Origin of the sequence: Polaromonas sp. (assembly GCF_030680935.1) — a bacterium.
In the GTDB taxonomy this organism is placed as follows: Bacteria; Pseudomonadota; Gammaproteobacteria; order Burkholderiales; family Burkholderiaceae_C; genus Polaromonas.
This window is the reverse complement of sequence record NZ_JAUXUP010000015.1, coordinates 1-20,161: the sequence shown is the minus strand read 5'-3', so window position 1 is coordinate 20,161 and position 20,161 is coordinate 1. Positions and strand designations below refer to the sequence as shown.

Genomic DNA, 20,161 nt, shown 5'->3' with positions numbered 1-20,161 from the left:
TCGGTTCGCTGCGCACCCTCGGTGCTCAGCGTGACTCCCTGGCCAGTGACAGCGTGGAACCGGCTTTGCCGGACCACAGGTGTCGCCCCTGCAAGGGGGGATGCGGCTACACGCAGTGAGTCGCAGGCGGGGTGTTTCAATTCATACGGACCCAGGTCTGGGTTCGCCCAAAGGGGCCGAACGAGCCCCGTACTTCAAGCTTTTTTCCGGCATCGATGGGCGTCATGCGCAGGCTGTAATTGCGGCCGTTTTCGGGGTCCAGAATCTTGCCGCCTTCCCACACGTCTTTGCCTTCGGCCTTTTTGGCGCCACGAATGATTTCAAGCCCGAGGATGGGTTTGTCCTTGCGGTCGTCGCTGCACTGGTCGCAGCTGTCATCGGGCTTGATGTCCTTGCCAATACGTTTATCGATCTTGCCGCTGAGCACACCACCGGCTTCAACAATGCGTATCTCGGCTTTCGCCTCACCGGTCTTGTCGTCCAGGTTGCGCCAAACGCCAACAGGAGTCATCTGGGCAAAACCGGAGATGCAACTTGCTCCCAAAACAATAGCGGCTAGCGCACGGTACATAAGGGCTCCAATGCCAAAAGGCTCAAAATTTGGGGAAAATCCGGCAATCAGGCCAGTGCGGCGTCGGTATCCATCAACACCTTGCTGCCGCTGCGCGCGGTGCGCATCAGCGTGGCGGTTTCAGGGAAAAGTTTGGCGAAGTAAAAGCGCGCCGTCTGCAGCTTGGCCTGGTAGAAGGGGTCGGTATTGCCGGCCGCCACTTCGCGCAGCGCCACCTGCGCCATGCGGGCCCAGAAATAGCCAAACACCAGATGGCCGGCCACACGCAGGTAATCCACGGCCGCAGCGCCCACTTCGTCGGGGTTCTGGAAGCCCTTGAAGCCCAGCTCGGTTGTGAACTTGGTCATCTGGTCTGCCAGGTAGGCCAGCGGGTTGATGAACTCGGCCATCTTCTCGTTGACGCCTTCTTCTGCCACCAGCGCACCGATGAGCTTGCCGAATTTTTTCAGCGTAGCGCCGTTGTTGCCCAGGATCTTGCGGCCCAGCAGGTCCAGCGACTGGATCGTGTTGGTGCCTTCGTAAATCATGTTGATGCGGTTGTCGCGCACAAACTGCTCCATGCCCCATTCCTTGATGAAGCCATGGCCGCCAAACACCTGCATGCAGGCATTGGTGGAAATATGCCCGTTATCGGTCAGGAAGGCTTTGACGATGGGTGTCAGCAGCGACAGGATTTCGCCGCTGTCCTTGCGCACTTTTTCGTCGGGGTGGTAGTGCTCCTTGTCGAGCAGCACCGTGCAATAGATCGCCAGCGCCCGGCCGCCTTCGGCATAAGCCTTGGCGGTGAGCAGCATCTTGCGCACATCGGGATGCACGATGATGGGATCAGCCGGTTTGTCCTTGGCCTTGACGCCTGAAAGCGAACGCATCTGCAAGCGGTCTTTGGCATAAGCCAGTGCGTTCTGATAGGCGACTTCAGTCAGACCCAGCGACTGGTTGCCAACACCCAGGCGGGCGGCATTCATCATCACAAACATGCCCTGCATGCCTTTGTTGGGTTGCCCGACCAGCGTGCCAATGGCGCCGTCGATGACGATCTGCGCCGTGGCATTGCCATGGATGCCCATTTTGTGCTCCAGGCCGCCACAGTAGATGCCGTTGCGCTCACCGAGCGTGCCATCGGCGTTGACCAGAAACTTGGGCACGATGAACAGGCTGACGCCCTTGATGCCGGGAGGCGCATCGGTGATGCGGGCCAGCACCAGGTGGATGATGTTGCCAGCCATGTCATGTTCACCGGCGCTGATGAAAATCTTGTTGCCGGTGATCTTGTACGTGCCGTCTGGCTGCGGCTCGGCCTTGGTACGCATCAGGCCCAGGTCGGTGCCGCAATGCGGTTCGGTCAGGCACATGGTGCCCGTCCATTCGCCACTGGTCATTTTGTGCAAATAGGTTTTCTTTTGCTCGTCGGTGCCGTGGCTGTGCAGTGCGGCATGGGCGCCGTGTGTCAGGCCGGGGTACATGGTCCAGGCCTGGTTGGCGCTGTTGAGCATTTCGTAGAAGCACTGGTTGACGACCAGTGGCAGGCCTTGTCCGCCAAATTCGGGGTCGCAGCTCAGGGCGGGCCAGCCGCCTTCAACGTATTTTTCGTAGGCTTCCTTGAAGCCCTTGGGCGTGGTCACGGCATGTGTCACCGGATCCAGCTTGCAGCCCTCTTCGTCGCCACTGACGTTGATCGGAAGAATGACCTCGCTGGCAAACTTGCCGCCCTCTTCCAGGATGGCGTTGATGGTGTCCACATCGGCATCGGCGTACTTGGTGATCGGCTTGAGCTCGTCGGTGACCTTGAGCACTTCATGCATGACAAATTGCATGTCGCGCAGAGGCGGGGAGTATTGAGGCATGGAGAGAGTCCTTAAAGGGGATTAAGTGGAAGTTGATGAAGATTCGGACGCTGTTTTGGCGCCGCGAATTTTCTTCGAAGCGGAATTCATGGTCGATGCCAAATTACAGGCGTTCTCGCTGCCGTAACGCGCCAGAATGCTCTGAAAGGCCTGCAAGGTACGCTCCATCGCGCCCGGTGTTTTGAGGAAGCGGGCTTCGTAGTGCAGGGCGAGGATCAGGCCGTGGATTTCAAAGGCGATCTGCCGCTCATCGGCGTCCTGCCTCAGATGCCCGGCCTGTTTGGCCAGCACCACCGCCCGGTGCATGGCCGCCAGCCAGGTTTGCACCGAGGTGGCCAGCGCATCGCGCACCGGTCCCGGTCGGTCGTCAAACTCGACGGCGCCACTGATGAAAATGCAGCCCGACTGCAATTCAACCGCCACGCGTTTCATCCAGTTGCCAAACAGCGCCTGCACACGCGGCAAGCCCTGGGGCTCTTTCAACGCTGGGTAAAAAACTTCTTCTTCAAAGCGGGTGAAATACTCGCGAATGACCGAAATCTGGAGTTCTTCGCGCGATCCGAAATGCGCAAACACGCCGGACTTGCTCATACGCATGACTTCAGCCAGCGCGCCTATGCTCAAACCTTCGAGACCAATTTGTGTCGCCAGACCCAGTGCGGCATCCACAATGGCTGCTTTGGTCTGCTGGCCTTTTTGCATGCCGCTGGCGACCGCGCGACCGCTATCCCGCGCTGCCGGGCGGGCTGTCTTGACAGGGAGTTCGGTAACGGACATGGTTGAGCCAAACAAAAAAGAACGACCGTTCTATTTTGCAGCAGAACCAGCGATGATTTGGCAAGCCCGACTGAAAATACAGGCTTTATAGAGATCAGTGTCTAAGCCAACAAAGGGTAAACCCTTGGTCAAACCGCATCATGCCCCGCGATCAGGGCCGAAAGCGTCAGCGGGTCAAAGGGCTTGGTCAGGTGCCGGTCAAAGCCTGCATCCAGCGCCGCCTGGCGGTCGTTGTCCTGGCCCCAGCCGGTTGCGGCCACCAATAGCAGGCGCCGGCCCCAGGGCTGCGTGCGCACCTGGCGCGCCACCTGGTAGCCGTTGAGGCCGGGCATGCCGATATCCAGCACCAGCACATCGGGGCGCAGCCGCTCGGCCAGCGCCAAGGCCTGCACGCCGTCACTGGCGGTGTGCACGTTGTGCCCATCCAGGCGCAGCAGTTCGGCCAGAATACTGACCGCGTCGAAGTTGTCGTCAGCCAACAGCACTGTGCGGGCTTCCGCCATGGCAATTGGCAAGGGTGTGGGTTCAGCCACGAGTGATATCGCCGCCTGCCAGGTACACGGCAAGCTGATGACAAATCGGCTACCCAGTCCGGGGCCCTCGCTGTGGGCGGTGACGGTGCCGCCATGCAGCTCGACTATGCCTTTGACCAGCGCCAGGCCAATGCCCAGCCCGCCTTCAGAGCGGTCCAGCGCCGCTTGCTCCTGGGCAAACATGCTGAAGACGGTCTGTATGGCCGCCTGGCTCATGCCGATACCGCTGTCGGTCACCACAAAGGCCAGCACGCCGCTGTGCAGGTGCACGTCCAGCGCAATGTGCCCGGCCCGGTCGGTGTACTTGGAGGCATTATTCAGAAGATTCGAGAGGACTTGCGCCATCCGCACGGGGTCGGCGACCAGATGCACACCCTTGTCAGCCAAAGTGGCGGTCAGGGTTTGCTGCTTGGCCTGGGTAGAGGGCCGCACCGTCTCCAGAGCAGTGTCCACCAGATCCTGCACATGCATGACCTCCTTTTTAAGCACCAGGCGGCGTTGCGTGATACGCGCGATGTCCATCAGATCGTCCAGAAGGTGTGCCATGTGGCCGACCTGTCGGCCAATGACCGCGGTGGCGCGCTCGCGAACCGCTGGCGTTGCGCCGGGTGATGTCAGCAGCTGCACGGCGCTGCGAATCGGTGCCAGCGGATTGCGCAGCTCGTGCGCCAGGGTGGCCAAAAACTCGTCTTTCTGCCGGTCTGCATCACGCATGGCTTCGGATATGCGTTTGGCATCCTCGATGTCGGTGGTGGTACCAAACCAGTACAGCACTTGACCGGCCGCATTGACCTGCGGGACGGCGCGCGTGAAAAACCAGCGGTGTGTGCCATCGTGGCGCCGCAGCCGGTATTCGGTTTGCCACTCACTTGCACTGGCACGCGCCGCTTTCCAGGCATCACCCGGCGCCTCGCGGTCATCAGGGTGCAAAGCCGCAATCCAGCCAAAACCAAGCGAGTCCTCCTCGGCCCAGCCGGTGTACACGGTCCATTGCGAATTGAGCCGCTCCAGCCTGCCGTCGGCTGCCGCTACCCAGGCAATGGCCGGAATGCTGTTTGAAAACGCCAGCAGCGCCTGGCGCGCCAGATGCTGCTCGGTCACGTCGTGGCCCTGAACAAAAATGCCTTCTACCCTGCCGCTGGCGTCCTTCAGGGGCTGGTACACAAAATCAAGCCATGCTTCGCTGAGGGGCTCGTCGGGCTCGCGGTGAAGCATCAGCCGCATGGACCGGCCGACAAAAGGCTCGCCTGTGGCAAACACCTGATCGAGCAATGCCACAAAACCCTGCTCCAGCACCTCGGGCAGAGCCTGGGCCACGGGTTTGCCAATGACATCACGAAAGCCCGTCAACTGCAGGTAAGCGCGATTGGCAATCTCGAAGACATGGTCGGCTCCACGCATCACCGCCACAAAGCCTGGGGCCTGGCCGAACAGGGTCTGCAGCCGCTCCTGCTCGGCACGTTGATACCTCTCGGCCAACACCGACGAGGTGGTTTCCGTGCAGGTGCAATACATACCGGCAACAGCGCCACTGTCATCCGCAACAGCCGAGTAGGAAAAAGTAAACCAGGTGTCTTCGACGTAGCCCCGGCGAAGCAGACGGAAAAGCTGATTTTCCAGATACACCGGTTCGCCCCTCAAGGCGCGCACTACCAGCGGTTCAATCTCTGCACGCACCTCATGCCAGACCCCATAAAGCGGCTGGCCCAAGGCGCCGGGGTGTTTGCTGCCCAGAATATTCGCGTAGGCGTTGTTGTAGAGCAGGGACAGTGTCGGTCCCCAGGCCACAAACATCGGAAAGGCCGAACCCAGCATCAAATTGACCACGGAGCGAAGCGGCTGGGGCCATGAGGCGGGCGGACCCAGCGACGAGGCCGACCAGTCCTGCTCACGCATGAGCCGGGCAACAACGCCATCGCCAGACAGAAAACCAAGCTCGGGGAGGGGGCTCATGCTTTCGAGTGTAGTCCCGTGGGCGCAAAATTCGGGCCCCTGGAACCGGCATCGGGCAAGTAATGCCCAGCCCTTGAATCGGGGTTAGAGCTTGAAGGGCACCACCGTCTGGCGCTGATCGCCCAGACCTTCAATTCCCAAGGTCATCACATCGCCTTTTTTCAGGTAAAGCGGTGGTTTCATGCCCAGCCCCACACCCGGCGGCGTGCCGGTGGTGATCACATCACCCGGCATCAAGGTCATGAACTGGCTGACATAGCTGATGATTTTGGCGACGCTGAAAATCATGGTTTTCGTGTTGCCGGTCTGTGTGCGTTTGCCGTTGAGGTCCAGCCACATGGCCAATTTTTGCGGATTCGGCACCTCTTCTCGCGTGACCAGCCACGGGCCTATGGGGCCGAAGGTGTCGCAACCCTTGCCCTTGTCCCAGGTGCCGCCGCGCTCAATCTGGTACTCGCGCTCGCTGACATCATTGATGGTGCAATAGCCAGCGACAAAATTGAGCGCGTCTTTTTGCGACACATAACGCGCCCGGGTGCCTATGACCACGCCGAGTTCTACCTCCCAGTCGGACTTGACCGATCCCTTGGGCAGCATCACGGGGTCGTTCGGCCCCTGGATGCAAGTCGTGGCTTTCATGAAAACGATCGGCTCTTTCGGAATCGGCAGGCCCGACTCGGCCGCGTGATCAGCGTAGTTCAGGCCAATGGCAATGAACTTGCCGACGCCCGCAACCGGGCAGCCCATACGCGGCTTGCCCTTGACGAGCGGCAGGCTGGCGCTTTTGAGCTTGCGTAGTTTGGCCAGCGCGGCATCGCTGAGTTGGTCGGGACCCAGGTCTTTCACCACGCCGCTCAGGTCACGCAGCTTGCCTTCGGCATCGATGAGACCGGGTTTTTCCTTGCCGGGGTTGCCATAACGGACGAGTTTCATTTTTTTCCTTTTGGTTGGGTTTGTCAATGATCAATAAGTGGAGCGGCCGCCTGACAAATCAAATACAGCGCCGGTCGAGAAGGAGCACTCTTCGGAACACAGCCAGCCGACCATCGCGGCGACTTCTTCGGGCGTGCCGAAGCGCCCCATCGGTATTTTCGACAGCATGAAGGCAATGTGCTCGGGCGTCATCTGGTCAAAAATAGCGGTCTTCACGGCAGCCGGCGTGACGCAGTTGACACGCACGCCGGTATCGGCCAGCTCTTTGCCCAGCGATTTGGTCAACGCTATTACCGCCGCCTTGCTGGCGCTGTAGGCGCTGGCATTTGGATTGCCGTCCTTGCCAGCCACCGAAGCGATGTTGACAATGCGGCCGTAGTTGTTGGCACGCAGATGCGGCGCCCACTCTCGGCAGCATAAAAACAGGCCGTTGAGGTTGACCTCCATCACCTGGCGCCATTCGTCCACCGGGTAGTCCCAGAGCTTGACATTGGGGCCGGTGACGCCAGCGCTGTTGATCAGTGCATCCACCCGTGGCGCGATCAGCAGCGTCGCCTTGACGGCAGCCTGCACCGACGCATGCTGCGACACATCCACCGTCACCGCCGACGCCCTCGGTCCCAGTGCGGTGGCCGCTTTTTTGGCAGCCCCTTCGTCACGGTCCCACAAGGTGACGCTGCCTCCGGAAGCCAGCAAGCGTTGCGCAATCGCGTAGCCCAGACCCGTGGCACCGCCGGTGACCACCGCGTGGCGGCCCTTGAAGTCAAGCTGGTTCATATGGTCATGCCGCCGTCCACGTTGTAATGCTGGCCGGTGACAAAAGCCGCCTCGTCGCTGGCCAAAAAGGTGACCACAGGCGCTATTTCATGCGCCTGGGCCAGCCGCCCCATGGGCTGGCGGGCGATGAAATTTTTACGCGCCTCTACCGGGTCCTCGTACACATTGATGCGGTCTTGCAGCGAAGGTGTATCGACGGTGCCGGGGCAGATGCAATTGCAACGCACACCCTGCATCACATAGTCGGCCGCCACACTTTTTGTCAGCCCTATCACCGCCGCCTTGGACGCGCCGTAGACAAAGCGGTTGGGCAACCCTTTGATGCTGACCACGCTGGCCATGTTGATGATGCTGCCGCCGCCCTTGCCACCGTTGTTGGCCAGCATGCGCGGAAGGGCCGCCTGGATGGTCCAAAACTGCGAACGTACATTCAGGTTGAAAGCGAACTCCCACTCTTCGTCGGTGGCCTGCAAGGCGGTACCGGCATGCACAAAGCCCGCGCAATTGAACAGGATGTCGAGCGCCGGCATGCCGGCTATCAGCTGCTGTATCGCTGCCTTGTCGAGCACGTCCAGCTTCACCGCATGGATATTGGGCACGCCCGCATAACCGTCCAGCAGCTTCGCATTGACGTCGGTCGCCCAGACCTGGGCGCCTTCTGCCGCCATGGCCAGTGCGCTGGCTTTGCCTATGCCCTGCCCGGCCGCGGTGATCAATGCGGTTTTTCCTTGAAGTCTCATGCTTTTTCCTTTGAACTTACGCGATGGTGATGTCGGCGATCTGCCGCTTCTGGATGGCGGCCCAGTCCCATGTGATGCCCAGGCCGGGCGTATCGGGCGGGTAGGCATAACCGCCTTCCACCCGAATACGGCTGGTGGTGATGTCGTCGAGCTGGGGGATGTACTCAACCCAGGCTGCATTGGGCACGGCGGCACACAGGCTGACATGCAACTCCATCAGGAAATGCGGACAGACCGGCACGTTGAAACCCTCAGCCATATGCGCCACCTTGATCCAGGGCGTGACGCCGCCTATGCGCGCCACATCGGGCTGCACCACGCTGCAAGCGCCCTGCTCCAGGTATTCACGGAACTGGCTCAGGTGGTACATGGACTCGCCGACTGCTACCGGTATGGCCGTCTGCGCGCGCAGCTGCCGGTGCCCTGCCACGTCTTCGGCGGGCAGGGGTTCTTCCAGCCAGGACAGGTCCAGTCCGGCAAAAGCGGCCGCACGGCGCAGGGCTTCCGGGCGGCTGAAACCCTGGTTCGCATCGGTCATGAGGTCAAAGCCTGGGCCGACGGCTTCGCGCACGCGGGACAGGCGCGCCACATCTTCACTGACATGTGGCCGCCCCACCTTGATCTTGGCCCCGCGAAAGCCCTGGGCCTGGGCCGCCAGGGTCTGATCCACCAGTTCCTGAGCACTCAGATGTAGCCAGCCGCCTTCGGTCGTGTACACCGGCACACGTGTTTGCGCGCCACCCAGCAGTTTCCACAGAGGCAGGCCCTGGCTTTGCGCCCGCCAGTCCCAGAGCGCGGTGTCCACGCAAGCCAGGGCCAGACTGGTGATGGCGCCAACAGCGGTGGCATGGGTATGAAAGAACAGGTCCTTCCAGATGGCTTCAAAGTGCAGCGGGTGGCGGCCCAGCAAACGTGGCGCCAGGTGATCGCGCAACAGGGCCAGCACCGACGACCCGCCAGTGCCTATGGTGTAGGCATATCCGGTGCCTTCCGAGCCGTCGCTGCAGCGCAGGCTGAGCAGCAGGGTCTCCTGCGTCACAAACGACTGGATCGCATCGGTGCGCACCACCTTGGGCGGCAGATTGACCTGGCGCAGGCGGACAGACTCGATCGTGAGGGCTTTTGTCATGCAAAGACTGGGGGCGGGGACATGACAGGGTTTAGCCGGATGGTGGAAGCGGGTGCGATTGTGGGATTATCAATTGGTCTGACCACTTGTCCAATTCTGGCTAACCCTTAATCCCTTCCAGTCCTGAAGATGCCGCTGCAAACCGTTGAACCCAGGCGACTGTACCGCCAGATTGCAGAGCAATTGCGCACGCTGATCAGCCAGGGGGAGTTTGCGGCGGGCACCCGCCTGCCGGCGGAGCGCGACCTGGCCAAGCAGCTCGGTGTCAGCCGGCCTTCGGTGCGGGAAGCCCTGATCGCCATGGAAGTCGAGGGCTGGGTGGAGGTGCGAACCGGATCGGGTGTGTATGTGCTGGACCGCAGCAGCCACAGCGCCGCAGCCGCCGCCAGCCGGCCGCAGATCGCCCCCGACGAATGGGGGCCACTGGAGCTGATACGCGCGCGCCGCGTGGTCGAGGGCGAGATCGCCTCGATCGCGGCGCTGCAGGCCAAACGCAAACACATCAGCGCGATGGTCAAGGCGCTGGACATGATGAAAAGCGACGCCGGCCGCGGCGTGCTGCCTCTCGAAGGCGACCGCGCCTTCCATACCGCCATTGTCGAGTCTTGCGACAACGTGGTGCTGATCGAAACCGTGCAACGTTTCTGGGACTCGCGGCGCGGTCCGCTATTCGAGCGGCTGGGCGGCTACTTTGAAAACCTGGAGTCCTGGTCCGCCGCCATCAGTGAACATGAAGCCATCCTGCAGGCGGTGCGCGACCACGACGGCGCGGCCGCCCGCCTGGCCATGCATGCCCACATGGACAACTCGCACACCCGCTTCAGCGTCAGCTGGCGCCAGGCGCGGCAACTCAAGGAGCCCTTCGCCAGCCTGGTGAACGCCCCATAAGCATTGAACCGCGGTGCACGGCTGGCATGTGCATCGTTTCCCTTTGAAAGCCAGTAACCACCCCCAAGAGGAGACACCATGAAAGCGCTGACAAGAAAACAATTTGCTCTTAAAGTAATAGCTGCTTGCGCAATACTGACAGGGGCTACAGCCCCTTTCGGTATTGCAAATGCGCAGACAAAACTGAAATGGGCACACGTCTATGAGACATCGGAGCCTTACCACAAGTGGTCGGTCTGGGCCGCCGACGAATTCAAGAAACGCACCAACGGCAAGTATGAGATCCAGGTCTTTCCCGCTTCCAGCCTCGGCAAGGAAAGCGACATCAACCAGGGCCTGCAACTGGGCACAGTGGACATCATCCTGACCGGCGCGTCGTTTGCCTCCAACTCCTTCCCGCGCCTGGCAGTCAGCTATTACCCCTTCACCTTCCGCGATGCCGACCATGTGATCGCCTACGGCAAGAGCGACATCTTCAAGGAGTTGACCGAAGGCTACAAAAAAGCCACCGGCAACACGGTGACCGCCCTGACCTACTACGGCGCGCGCCACGCGACCAGCAACAAGCTGTTCAAGAACTGCGACGAGATGAAGGGCATCAAGATGCGCGTGCCCGATTCGCCGGCCTACACCGCACTGCCCCGTGCCTGCGGTGCCAACCCGACACCGATCGCCTTTGCAGAGGTCTACCTGGCACTGCAGAACGGCACCGTGGACGCTCAGGAGAACCCGCTGCCGACGATTGAGGCCAAGAAGTTTTTTGAGGTGCAGAAGAACATCATCCTGACCGGCCATATCTCGGACGCCTTGCTGACCGTGATCTCGCCCGGCCTGATGGGCAAGCTGTCGCCCGCCGAGCAGAAGCTGCTGGCCGACGTGACGCAGGAAGCTGCAGTCAACGCGACCAATGACATCCGCAAGCGCGAAGGCGAACTGGTGGAAGAGTTCAAGAAAAAGGGCATCAATGTCGTCACCGTGGACCGCGCCGACTTCCAGCAACGCGTACTCAAAGCCATCACCTTCGAATCCATGAAGCTGGACAAAAAGGATTGGGACCGCGTGGTCGGAATCAAGTAGCACCCCGTCTGCATGAAAGTCGAAACCATTGACGACATGGCCCCCGTGATGGGGGCCGACGGTGAGTTCCACGCTCAGGACGAAGCGGTGGACCTATCCGGCACCAAGCTGGAAGCCTGGGTTGCCCTGGGCTTTTTCTGGGTGCTGGGTCTCACCGTTTTTTACCAGTTCTTCACGCGTTATGTGATGAATGACTCCGCCGCCTGGACCGAAGAAATCGCGCGTTATCTGCTGATCGCGGTAGTTTTCACCGGCGCGACCATTGGGGTGATCAAAAACAACCACATCCAGGTCGATTTTTTCTACAAGTTCATGCCGCCCGCGCTGGCACGGGTCATGGCCACCGCCGTGGATGTGCTGCGTGTCGGTTTCTTTGCGGCAGCCGCTGTACTGACCGTGATGATGATGCTCAAGCTGGGCAGCAACTCGCGCATGACCATGGTGGACCTGCCGATGAACTGGGTCTACGGCGTGTGCCTGCTGGGTTTTGCCGCGATGGCTTTTCGCTCGGTGCAGATCGCACTGTTTCACCACCGGCGCGGCTACACGGTGCTGGAGCGGCCCGAGTCGTCCATGGACGACCAATAACAAAACGTCAACATGCTCAAAATAATTTTTCTGGTACTCATGAGTGGCGGCATTCCGGTCGCGATGGCGATGGCCGGCTCGGCCCTGCTGTATATCTGGTGGACGGGCAACCTGCCGGCTTTTGTGGTGATCCACCGCATGGTCAGCGGCATCGACAGCTTTCCCTTGCTGGCCGTGCCCTTTTTCATTCTGGCGGGCAACCTCATGAATAACGCCGGCATCACCAACCGCATCTACAACTATGCGCTGGCGCTGGTCGGCTGGATGAAGGGCGGGCTGGGCCATGTGAATGTGGTGGGTTCGGTGGTGTTTGCCGGCATGAGCGGCACCGCCATTGCCGACGCGGCCGGCCTGGGCACGATTGAAATCAAGGCCATGACCGACCACGGTTACAGCAAGGAATTCGCCGTCGGTGTGACCGCTGCTTCAGCCACGCTGGGGCCCATCATCCCGCCCAGCCTGCCCTTTGTGATTTACGGGATGATGGCCAACGTCAGCGTAGGTGCCTTGTTTCTGGCCGGCATCCTGCCGGGCATCATGATGGCCGGGCTGATGATGCTGACCGTGGCTTACTTTGCCCACAAAAACGGCTGGGGCGCCGACATCAAATTTGAGTGGCCGCGTGTGATCAAGGCGCTGGTAGAGACTCTGGTGGTGGCAGGCTGGCCGCTGGTACTGTGGCTGCTGATCACCAAGGCGGGCTTTCAGCCACAGATCACCGTGTTTGCCGGCGTGCTGGTGCTTTTTGCCGCTGACAAGTTTTTCAAGTTTCAGGCAGTACTGCCCATCATGACGCCGGTCCTGCTGATAGGCGGCATGACGACCGGCATTTTTACACCCACCGAAGGCGCGATCGCCGCCTGCCTGTGGGCCATGGTGCTGGGTCTGGCCTGGTACCGCACCCTGAACTGGAAAATGTTCGTCAAGGTCTGCCTGGACACAGTGGAGACCACCGCCACCGTGCTTTTCATCGTGGCGGCGGCCAGCATATTTGGCTGGATGCTGACAGCCACGGGTGTAACAGCAGCCATCTCGCAATGGGTGCTGGGTTTTACCAAGGAGCCCTGGGTCTTTTTGCTGCTGGCCAATGCGCTGATGCTGTTTGTGGGCTGCTTCCTGGAGCCCACCGCTGCCATCACCATCCTCGTGCCTATCCTGATGCCTATCGTCCAGCAACTGGGCATAGACCCGGTGCACTTTGGCCTGGTAATGGTGCTGAACCTGATGATTGGCCTGTTACACCCGCCCATGGGCATGGTGCTGTTTGTGCTGGCGCGGGTGGCCAAACTCTCGGTCGAACGCACCACCATGGCGATACTACCGTGGCTGGTTCCGCTGCTTGGATCGCTGGCGATCATCACTTACTTTCCCAAGCTGGTGTTGTGGCTGCCGAAGATGTTTTACTAAAACGCGTTGGGGGAAACCAATGCGCTTGCCGTGGTGGGGTTCATGCCGACGCGGCACTCAGCTACGCGGCTGTCCCCCGGCCTTCGGCCTCCTCCTTGATGCCGCTGCGCCGAGTACCGCACCGACATGATCCTACAGGCCTAGCAGGTTTTCGGTGCCGCCCTCGTGGAGCGATGGCCAGCCTGGGAGGCTGGGGTGGGTAGCGCAGCGAAATCAAGGAGGAGCAGTGGCCCTAGGCCACGCGGGGGACATTCGCGGAGCTATCCGCCCCAGCCTCCCAGGCCACCACCCACCTGAACACTCTCCCTAACTAAAACACTCACGGACACCCAACCATGACCCCTTTCATCCGACTCCACCCCGCTGACGACGTACTCATCGCCAGATCGCAACTGGTGGGCGGCACGCAAGCCGAGAACGTCAGCATCAAGGGCCTGATTCCGCCAGGCCACAAAGTAGCCACGCGCGCCATCGCGGCCGGCGAGCCGGTGCGCCGCTACAACCAGATCATTGGTTTTGCCAGCAAGGCCATCGTGCCCGGCGACCATGTACACACGCACAACCTTGACATGGGCCCCGACAAAGGCGACTTTGCGCGGGACTATGCCTTTGGCGCCGATGTCAAACCGGCCACACCCCGACGCGAAGCCAGCTTCATGGGCATCAAGCGGGCCGACGGCCGCGTGGCCACCCGCAACTACATCGGCATCCTGTCCAGCGTCAATTGCTCGGCCACCGCAGCGCGCGCGATAGCCGACTATTTCTCACAGCAGAACAACCCGTCGGCACTGAAAGACTTTCCCAACGTCGATGGTGTGGTGGCCCTGACGCACGGCACCGGCTGCGGCATGGACACCGAAGGCATGGGCATGCAGATCTTGCAACGCACGCTGGCCGGTTACGCCACCCACCCCAATTTTGCGGGCGTGCTGGTGGTGGGACTGGGTTGCGAGTCGAACCAGATCAACGCCTGGCTGGCGCACAGCAGCCTGCGTGAAGGGGAAACACTGCGCGTCTTCAGCATTCAGGACACCGGTGGTACTGCCAAAACCGTGGCCAAGGGTATTGCACTGATCAAGGACATGTTGCCCCAGGCCAATAACATCCGGCGTGAGCCCTGCAGTGCCGCCCACATCACCATCGGCCTGCAATGCGGCGGCTCGGACGGTTATTCAGGCATCAGCGCGAATCCGGCCCTGGGCGCGGCAGTGGACCTGCTGGTCGCGCACGGCGGCACCGCCATTCTCAGCGAGACACCGGAGATTTACGGCGCAGAGCACTTGCTGACACGCCGTGCCGTGCGCCCAGATGTGGCCGAAAAGCTGATCTCCCGCATCAAGTGGTGGGAGCACTACACCGAGATCAATGAAGGCGAGATGAACAACAATCCCTCGCCCGGCAACAAGGCCGGCGGCCTGACCACCATCCTGGAGAAATCGCTGGGCGCAGTCGCGAAGGGCGGCACCAGCAACCTGGAAGCGGTGTATGAATACGCAGAGCCGGTCAGCAGCCACGGTTTTGTCTACATGGACACACCCGGCTACGACCCGGTCAGTGCCACCGGCCAGGTGGCAGGTGGTGCCAACCTGATTTGTTTTACCACCGGCCGCGGGTCGGCCTACGGCTGCGCGCCCTCACCGTCGCTCAAGCTGGCCACCAACTCGGCCCTCTGGCGCAAGCAGGAAGAAGACATGGACATCAATTGCGGCGAAATCATCGACGGCGGCGTCTCCGTCCAGGAGATGGGCCAGCGGATTTTCGAGATGGTGCTGGCCACCGCCTCGGGCGAGCCGAGTAAAAGCGAAAAACATGGCTACGGGCAAAACGAGTTTGTTCCCTGGCAAGTTGGCGCGGTCATGTAGGCTTATATGCAAAATACACTTCAAGCCCCCGTTCTACGTGCGCAAGTAGCTACTGTTTTGATAGCGGCCGGCAGCCAGCCCGCAGAGGCAGATGCCGTCGCCGCCAACCTGGTGATGGCCAATCTGAGCGGCCACGATTCACACGGTGTCGGCATGTTGCCGCGTTATGTGGACGCGGTGCTGGAAGGCGGCCTCAAGCCCAACAACAGTGTCAAGATCGTTCTCGACGCCGGCTCGCTGCTGACCCTGGACGGTCAGCGCGGCTATGGCCAGGTCGTTGGCGAGCAAGCCATGGCGCTGGGCATGGCGCGCGCCAGAACGCATGGCAGCTGCATCATGACGCTGGCCAACGCGCACCACCTGGGCCGGATCGGGCACTTCGCGGAGATGGCAGTGGCGCAAGGCCTGGTGTCGCTGCATTTTGTCAATGTGTTGTCGCGGCCCGTGGTCGCACCCTTCGGGGGCGCTGATGGGCGGTATGGCACCAACCCGTGCTGCATTGGTATGCCGCTCCAGGGACGAGAGCCCTTCATCCTCGACTTCGCCACCAGCCGCGTGGCGCAGGGCAAGATGCGGGTGGCGCACAACGAGGGCCGCCGCGTCGAAGCCGGCACACTGATAGACGAGCAGGGCAGGCCCACGACCGACCCGGGGGTGGTGGTGGTGCCGCAAAGCAATGGCCTGTTTGGCGCGCTGCTGGCCTTCGGCGAACACAAGGGCTACGGCATGGCCGTGGCCTGCGAGTTGCTGGGCGGCGCGCTGACCGGCAGCGGTACCTGGCACAAACCCACAGACCCCGCAGTGCGCGCCGTCATCAACGGCATGCTGACCATCCTGATCGATCCGGCCCAACTCGGCACACAAGCGGTTTTTGAGCAGGAGGCGGTGGCGTTTGTGGACTGGCTCCGGGCTGGGCCGGTTGCACCGGGTTTTGAGGCTGTACAGATCGCTGGTGACCCCGAGCGCGCGTACCGCGCACAGCGCGAGCTGGAAGGTATCGCGGTGGACCCCCAGACCTGGCAGGAAATCGTAGTGGCCGGCGCCAAAGTGGGCGTGAACGTGCAGGCTTGAAGCGGTTTTATTCGAAATGAGGCATCAAATCGGCCTCTAGCCCTTTGTTAATGGGCGTAAGAAGCTATCTATTTGATAGCAACTTTCAACCCAGCAACAGCGCCAGACTGGCGTCCAGGTGTTCGATGGGCAGGCGTTTGAAACCCGAGCGCGAAAAACGCTGCAGGCGCCCCACCATGAAGGCCACGATGACCGAGGCGTGCACCTGCGCCTGCACCGTCGGGGTGGCTGCGCCGCCGGCCGCAGCGGCATCGCGCAGGTTTTGTTTCAGGCTGGCTTCCAGTTTGTCAAAAAACTGATTCATGCGCTCTTGCAGGCGCTCGTTCTCAAACACCAGCGCGTCACCGGCCATCACGCGCGTCATGCCGGGGTTTTTTTCGGCAAACTGCAGCAGCATGACCACCAGCTTGCGGGTACGCTGCGCCGGATCGGTTTCGCGCTCGGCAATCTGGTTGACCAGGGTGAACACGGTTTGCTCAATGAACTCGATCAGGCCTTCAAACATCTGGGCCTTGCTGGCAAAGTGCCGGTACAGGGCCGCTTCACTGACCTCCAGCCGCGCCGCCAGCGCTGAGGTGGTGATGCGCTCGGCGCCCGGCTGCTCCAGCATGGTCGCCAGCGCCTGCAGAATCTGCACGCGGCGCTCGCCCGGCTTGGGGCGCTTGCGCGGCGCACCGGTGCTCGAGAGTTCGGCGGTCACATCAGACTCAGACTCGGACATAGGCTTGCGGTACGTGGTTGTAAGAGATGTTTCAAAACTAAAGCCGTCGCTCTGGATTCTCGCACAGCCGCCGTAGCCACTTGCCAACGCTAGGCCCGGCTATGCGGACTCAGATTGACGCGTCCAGCGTGAGCCGTACACGCAGTCCCCAGGCCACGCCGTCGCGCACCCCGGCGGGTGTCAGCACCAGTTGCGCACCATGCACGCGGGCAATCTCGTCGGCGATGGCCAGGCCCAGGCCATTGCCCTCACCCACCGTGCCGGGTACGCGGTAAAACCGCTCCAGCACGCGGGCGCGCTCAGGCGGGGCAATGCCTGGGCCGTTGTCTTCCACCTCCAGAAAAACCTGGGCCCCACCCGCGCTTGCAGCCGGCTCGCTGCCGCAGCGCACAGTGACGGTACCGCCAGGTGCGGTGTACTTGACGGCGTTGTCCACCAGATTACCCAGCAGCTCACGCAGCAGCCATTCGTGCCCTGACACCTGCGCAAAACTCGCCTCCAGCCCCAGATCCATCCCTTTGGCAGATGCTGCATCCAGGTGCAGGGCCAGCATCGATTCGCACAGATCCTTCAGGTCCACCCGCTGCGCGGGCTGGCCGGACAGGTTGCTGGCGTCGGCCCGGGACAGTGCCAGCAACTGATTGGCCAGTTGGGACGTGCGCCGGGTGGCACTGCGCAAACGCATGACTTTCTCAGCCGACAACAGCACCTGTCCTCGCGCAGAAGGCGCACCCGCCGCTTGCGCCCACGCTTCTACCTGAGCCTGCAAGCCAGCCAGCGGGGTGCGCAGCTGGTGGGCAGCATCGGCCACAAAACGGCGCTGGCCCTCGGCCTGGTCGTTGACCAGCGCAAACAAGCGGTTCAGTGAAGCCACCAAGGGCTGCACCTCGGCTGGCGTGTTGCGCGGATCGATGGCACTGAGGTCACGCGGCGATCGGCGCTCGACCGCGTCCTTGAGAGTCAGCAAGGGCCTGAGCGCACGTGTCACGGCCCAGTTGACTGCAAACGCCGCCGCAAGCACCAGCAGCAGGTTGGGCAGCAAGACCTTGAAAAAGACCGAGCGCAGCCAGTGCTGGCGAGCATCGGAGCCGTCGGCCAGTTGCAGAATCAGCTCGCCCGCCACCGTCCTGACGCGCTGGACAACCACCCGGTATGTAGCGCCATTGACCTCCATGCTGTGAAACTCGGGCTCGCGGGTACTGGGCACCACCACGTCGATCCATCGCTCGCCCGCCAGAAAACGTCCATTTGTGTCAGAAATCCGGTAGCCGGCAAAACCGGTGCGCTCTTTGATGAATTCCTCGACCGGCGGCGCCAGCAAGATCGCAGGGCTTTCATCGGGCGCACGCGCCGGTGCCACCACAGAATCTGCCAGCAAGGGCGCCAGACGCCGCAATTGCTGATCCTGCTGCAAGGCCGCATCACCGGCGGCCTGGTAGTCGAAGTAAACACTCACCACAACGAAAAGACCCAAGGGCGCCAGCAACAACAGCAACAAGCGCTGCTGCAGGCCCGACTTCATGGCCACTGTTTTAACGGGGCTTGAAATCGGTCCGGAAACCGGCGTCATCGGCACACCGCGCCGGTCCTCAGTCGGGGACATGGCCCGTGCCGGCCGCCAGCTCAAGCCGGTAGCCGAAGCCGCGGATGGAGCGCAACCCGATACCGTGCGGCTCCAGCTTGCCGCGCAGGCGAGAGATATAGACCTCGATGGCGTTGGGCGTGATCTCCTTGTCCCAGCCGGTCAGCGCAGCCAGCAGTTTTTCCTTGCTGGCGGGCTTGGGGGCATGGACCATCAAATACTCCATCACCGTCCACTCACGCGGCCCAAGCTCTATCAACTGGCCACTGGCTCTGGCCTGGCGATTGGCAGAGTCCAGCTCGAAGGCGCCAAAACTCAAAACTGCACTGGTGGCGGCCTGGGAACGACGCAGCAGCGCGCGCAGACGTGCCAGCAGCTCCGGCAGCTCGAAGGGTTTGACCATGTAGTCGTCGGCCCCAAGGTCAAGCCCCTGAACCCGATCATGCAAGGCGTCGCGCGCTGTGAGAATCAACACGGGCATGCCCAGTCCGCGGGTACGCAGGCGCCGCGTCAGCTCGAGACCGTCTATTCTTGGCAGGCCGATATCGATGATCGCGGCGTCAAAACTTTCGCTCTGCAAAACCTCTTCGGCGCGTTCTGCGCTGCCGACCCAGTCCACCGCGTAACCGGCATCACTGAGCCCCAGCTTGACGCCGCTGGCCAGCATCACGTCGTCTTCAACAAGCAAGAGTCGCATATACCTTGAGCATACGGTCAGGGCCTAAGGCTCTCATGCGGGATTACACCAGCGGCTCCTTACCCGACAGCCGTCCGTCAGCAACGGCGGCACAGTCGGCTCAGGCACCTTTGGCCGTCAATGCGATCTGATCATGGTGCCGTACGCCTGGTCGGTCAGGATTTCAAGCAGCATGGCATGGGGCACGCGGCCATCGATGATGTGCACCGAATTCACACCGCTTTTGGCGGCGTCCAGCGCGCCTTCGATTTTGGGCAACATGCCGCCCGAAATCGTTCCGTCGGCAAAAAGATCATCAATTTCGCGGGCGCTCAGGTCGGTCAAGAGCTCGCCCGCCTTGTTCAGCACACCGGGCGTGTTGGTCAGCAGCACCAGCTTTTCGGCCTTGAGAACGATGGCCAGCTTGCCCGCCACCACGTCGGCGTTGATGTTGTAACTTTCGTTTTGCTCGCCAAAACCGATAGGGCTGATCACGGGGATAAAGGCATCGTCCTGCAGCGCCTTGACCACGCTGGGGTCAATACCCACGATATCGCCGACATAACCAATGTCATGCTCTTTCGCAGGATCGTCCTTGTCCACCATCTTGAGCTTCTGCGCGCGGATCAACCCCCCGTCACGCCCGGTCAGACCCACCGCCTTGCCGCCGGCCTGGTTGATCAGGCCCACAATGTCCTGCTGCACCTGGCCAGCCAGCACCCATTCGACCACTTCCATGGTTTCTTCGTCGGTCACACGCATGCCCTGGATGAACTGCCCCTTTTTGCCCAGGCGGTTCAGCGCCGCCTCGATCTGCGGCCCGCCGCCGTGCACCACCACCGGGTTCATGCCAACCAGCTTGAGCAGCACCACATCTTCAGCAAAGTCCGCCTGCAAGGCTGGATCGGTCATGGCGTTGCCGCCGTACTTGATGACCAGCGTCTTGCCGTGAAATTTGCGGATATACGGCAAGGCCTGCGCGAGGATTTCTGCCTTGTCGCGCGGGCCTACGTGGGAGAGGTCGGGGTCGGT

18 protein-coding genes are annotated in these 20,161 nt (G+C 61.6%); 6 read left to right on the top strand and 12 right to left on the bottom strand.

Annotation, left to right across the window (positions count from 1 at the left end; translation table 11 throughout):
- Window positions 1–136 precede the first annotated feature (136 nt).
- The 8 genes from Q8L50_RS04690 to Q8L50_RS04655 all read right to left on the bottom strand — a co-directional run bounded on the left by Q8L50_RS04690 (window position 137) and on the right by Q8L50_RS04655 (window position 9,257).
- Window positions 137–571: a DUF2147 domain-containing protein gene (locus Q8L50_RS04690; RefSeq protein WP_305347499.1), complete on the bottom strand. Its 435-nt coding sequence runs from the start codon at window positions 569–571 to the stop codon at window positions 137–139.
- 47 nt (window positions 572–618) lie between these two features.
- Complete coding sequence (locus Q8L50_RS04685; protein WP_305347498.1) at window positions 619–2,415, bottom strand: acyl-CoA dehydrogenase C-terminal domain-containing protein; 1,797 nt, start codon at window positions 2,413–2,415, stop codon at window positions 619–621.
- 21 nt (window positions 2,416–2,436) lie between these two features.
- Window positions 2,437–3,192 (bottom strand): TetR/AcrR family transcriptional regulator, encoded by a 756-nt coding sequence (locus Q8L50_RS04680; protein WP_305347497.1) that lies wholly within the window; start codon window positions 3,190–3,192, stop codon window positions 2,437–2,439.
- Between the two features lie 128 nt (window positions 3,193–3,320).
- Window positions 3,321–5,678: a PAS domain-containing protein gene (locus Q8L50_RS04675; RefSeq protein ID WP_305347496.1), complete on the bottom strand. Its 2,358-nt coding sequence runs from the start codon at window positions 5,676–5,678 to the stop codon at window positions 3,321–3,323.
- A gap of 84 nt (window positions 5,679–5,762) precedes the next feature.
- Window positions 5,763–6,611, bottom strand: a complete 849-nt coding sequence (locus Q8L50_RS04670) for a fumarylacetoacetate hydrolase family protein (protein ID WP_305347495.1) — start codon at window positions 6,609–6,611, stop codon at window positions 5,763–5,765.
- Between the two features lie 30 nt (window positions 6,612–6,641).
- The gene (locus tag Q8L50_RS04665; protein WP_305347494.1) at window positions 6,642–7,388 is read right to left on the bottom strand and encodes an SDR family NAD(P)-dependent oxidoreductase; all 747 of its coding nucleotides are present in this window, start codon (window positions 7,386–7,388) and stop codon (window positions 6,642–6,644) included.
- Window positions 7,385–8,128, bottom strand: coding sequence for an SDR family oxidoreductase (locus Q8L50_RS04660; RefSeq protein WP_305347493.1), 744 nt, complete (start codon window positions 8,126–8,128; stop codon window positions 7,385–7,387). Before Q8L50_RS04660 ends, Q8L50_RS04665 begins: the two co-directional genes overlap by 4 nt.
- A gap of 16 nt (window positions 8,129–8,144) precedes the next feature.
- Window positions 8,145–9,257, bottom strand: coding sequence for a mandelate racemase/muconate lactonizing enzyme family protein (locus Q8L50_RS04655; RefSeq protein ID WP_305347492.1), 1,113 nt, complete (start codon window positions 9,255–9,257; stop codon window positions 8,145–8,147).
- Between the two features lie 129 nt (window positions 9,258–9,386).
- Here Q8L50_RS04655 and Q8L50_RS04650 point away from each other — a divergent pair, with 129 nt between their 5' ends.
- From Q8L50_RS04650 to Q8L50_RS04625, 6 genes are all read left to right on the top strand, one after another.
- Complete coding sequence (locus Q8L50_RS04650) at window positions 9,387–10,145, top strand: FadR/GntR family transcriptional regulator (RefSeq protein ID WP_305347491.1); 759 nt, start codon at window positions 9,387–9,389, stop codon at window positions 10,143–10,145.
- A 78-nt stretch (window positions 10,146–10,223) separates the two neighbouring features.
- The gene (locus tag Q8L50_RS04645) at window positions 10,224–11,222 is read left to right on the top strand and encodes a sialic acid TRAP transporter substrate-binding protein SiaP (protein ID WP_305347490.1); all 999 of its coding nucleotides are present in this window, start codon (window positions 10,224–10,226) and stop codon (window positions 11,220–11,222) included.
- 12 nt (window positions 11,223–11,234) lie between these two features.
- A complete protein-coding gene (locus tag Q8L50_RS04640) occupies window positions 11,235–11,810 on the top strand; it encodes a TRAP transporter small permease (RefSeq protein ID WP_305347489.1) in 576 nt (191 codons plus the stop codon).
- A 12-nt stretch (window positions 11,811–11,822) separates the two neighbouring features.
- Window positions 11,823–13,217 carry a TRAP transporter large permease gene (locus Q8L50_RS04635; RefSeq protein WP_305347488.1) on the top strand — a complete coding sequence of 465 codons (1,395 nt, stop codon included), beginning with the start codon at window positions 11,823–11,825 and terminating at the stop codon, window positions 13,215–13,217.
- Window positions 13,218–13,552: 335 nt separating this feature from the next.
- On the top strand, window positions 13,553–15,079 hold the full coding sequence (locus Q8L50_RS04630; protein ID WP_305347487.1) for a UxaA family hydrolase: 1,527 nt from the start codon (window positions 13,553–13,555) through the stop codon (window positions 15,077–15,079).
- A gap of 6 nt (window positions 15,080–15,085) precedes the next feature.
- Window positions 15,086–16,150, top strand: coding sequence for a malate/lactate/ureidoglycolate dehydrogenase (locus Q8L50_RS04625; protein ID WP_305347486.1), 1,065 nt, complete (start codon window positions 15,086–15,088; stop codon window positions 16,148–16,150).
- An 85-nt stretch (window positions 16,151–16,235) separates the two neighbouring features.
- Here Q8L50_RS04625 and slmA read toward each other — a convergent pair whose 3' ends face one another.
- The 4 genes from slmA to argB all read right to left on the bottom strand — a co-directional run bounded on the left by slmA (window position 16,236) and on the right by argB (window position 20,116).
- On the bottom strand, window positions 16,236–16,871 hold the full coding sequence (gene slmA, locus Q8L50_RS04620; protein WP_305347485.1) for a nucleoid occlusion factor SlmA: 636 nt from the start codon (window positions 16,869–16,871) through the stop codon (window positions 16,236–16,238).
- Window positions 16,872–16,980: 109 nt separating this feature from the next.
- Complete coding sequence (locus Q8L50_RS04615; protein ID WP_305347542.1) at window positions 16,981–18,393, bottom strand: sensor histidine kinase; 1,413 nt, start codon at window positions 18,391–18,393, stop codon at window positions 16,981–16,983.
- A 67-nt stretch (window positions 18,394–18,460) separates the two neighbouring features.
- On the bottom strand, window positions 18,461–19,150 hold the full coding sequence (locus Q8L50_RS04610) for a response regulator transcription factor (protein WP_305347484.1): 690 nt from the start codon (window positions 19,148–19,150) through the stop codon (window positions 18,461–18,463).
- A gap of 117 nt (window positions 19,151–19,267) precedes the next feature.
- Window positions 19,268–20,116, bottom strand: a complete 849-nt coding sequence (gene argB / locus Q8L50_RS04605; protein WP_305347541.1) for an acetylglutamate kinase — start codon at window positions 20,114–20,116, stop codon at window positions 19,268–19,270.
- Window positions 20,117–20,161: the final 45 nt, after the last annotated feature.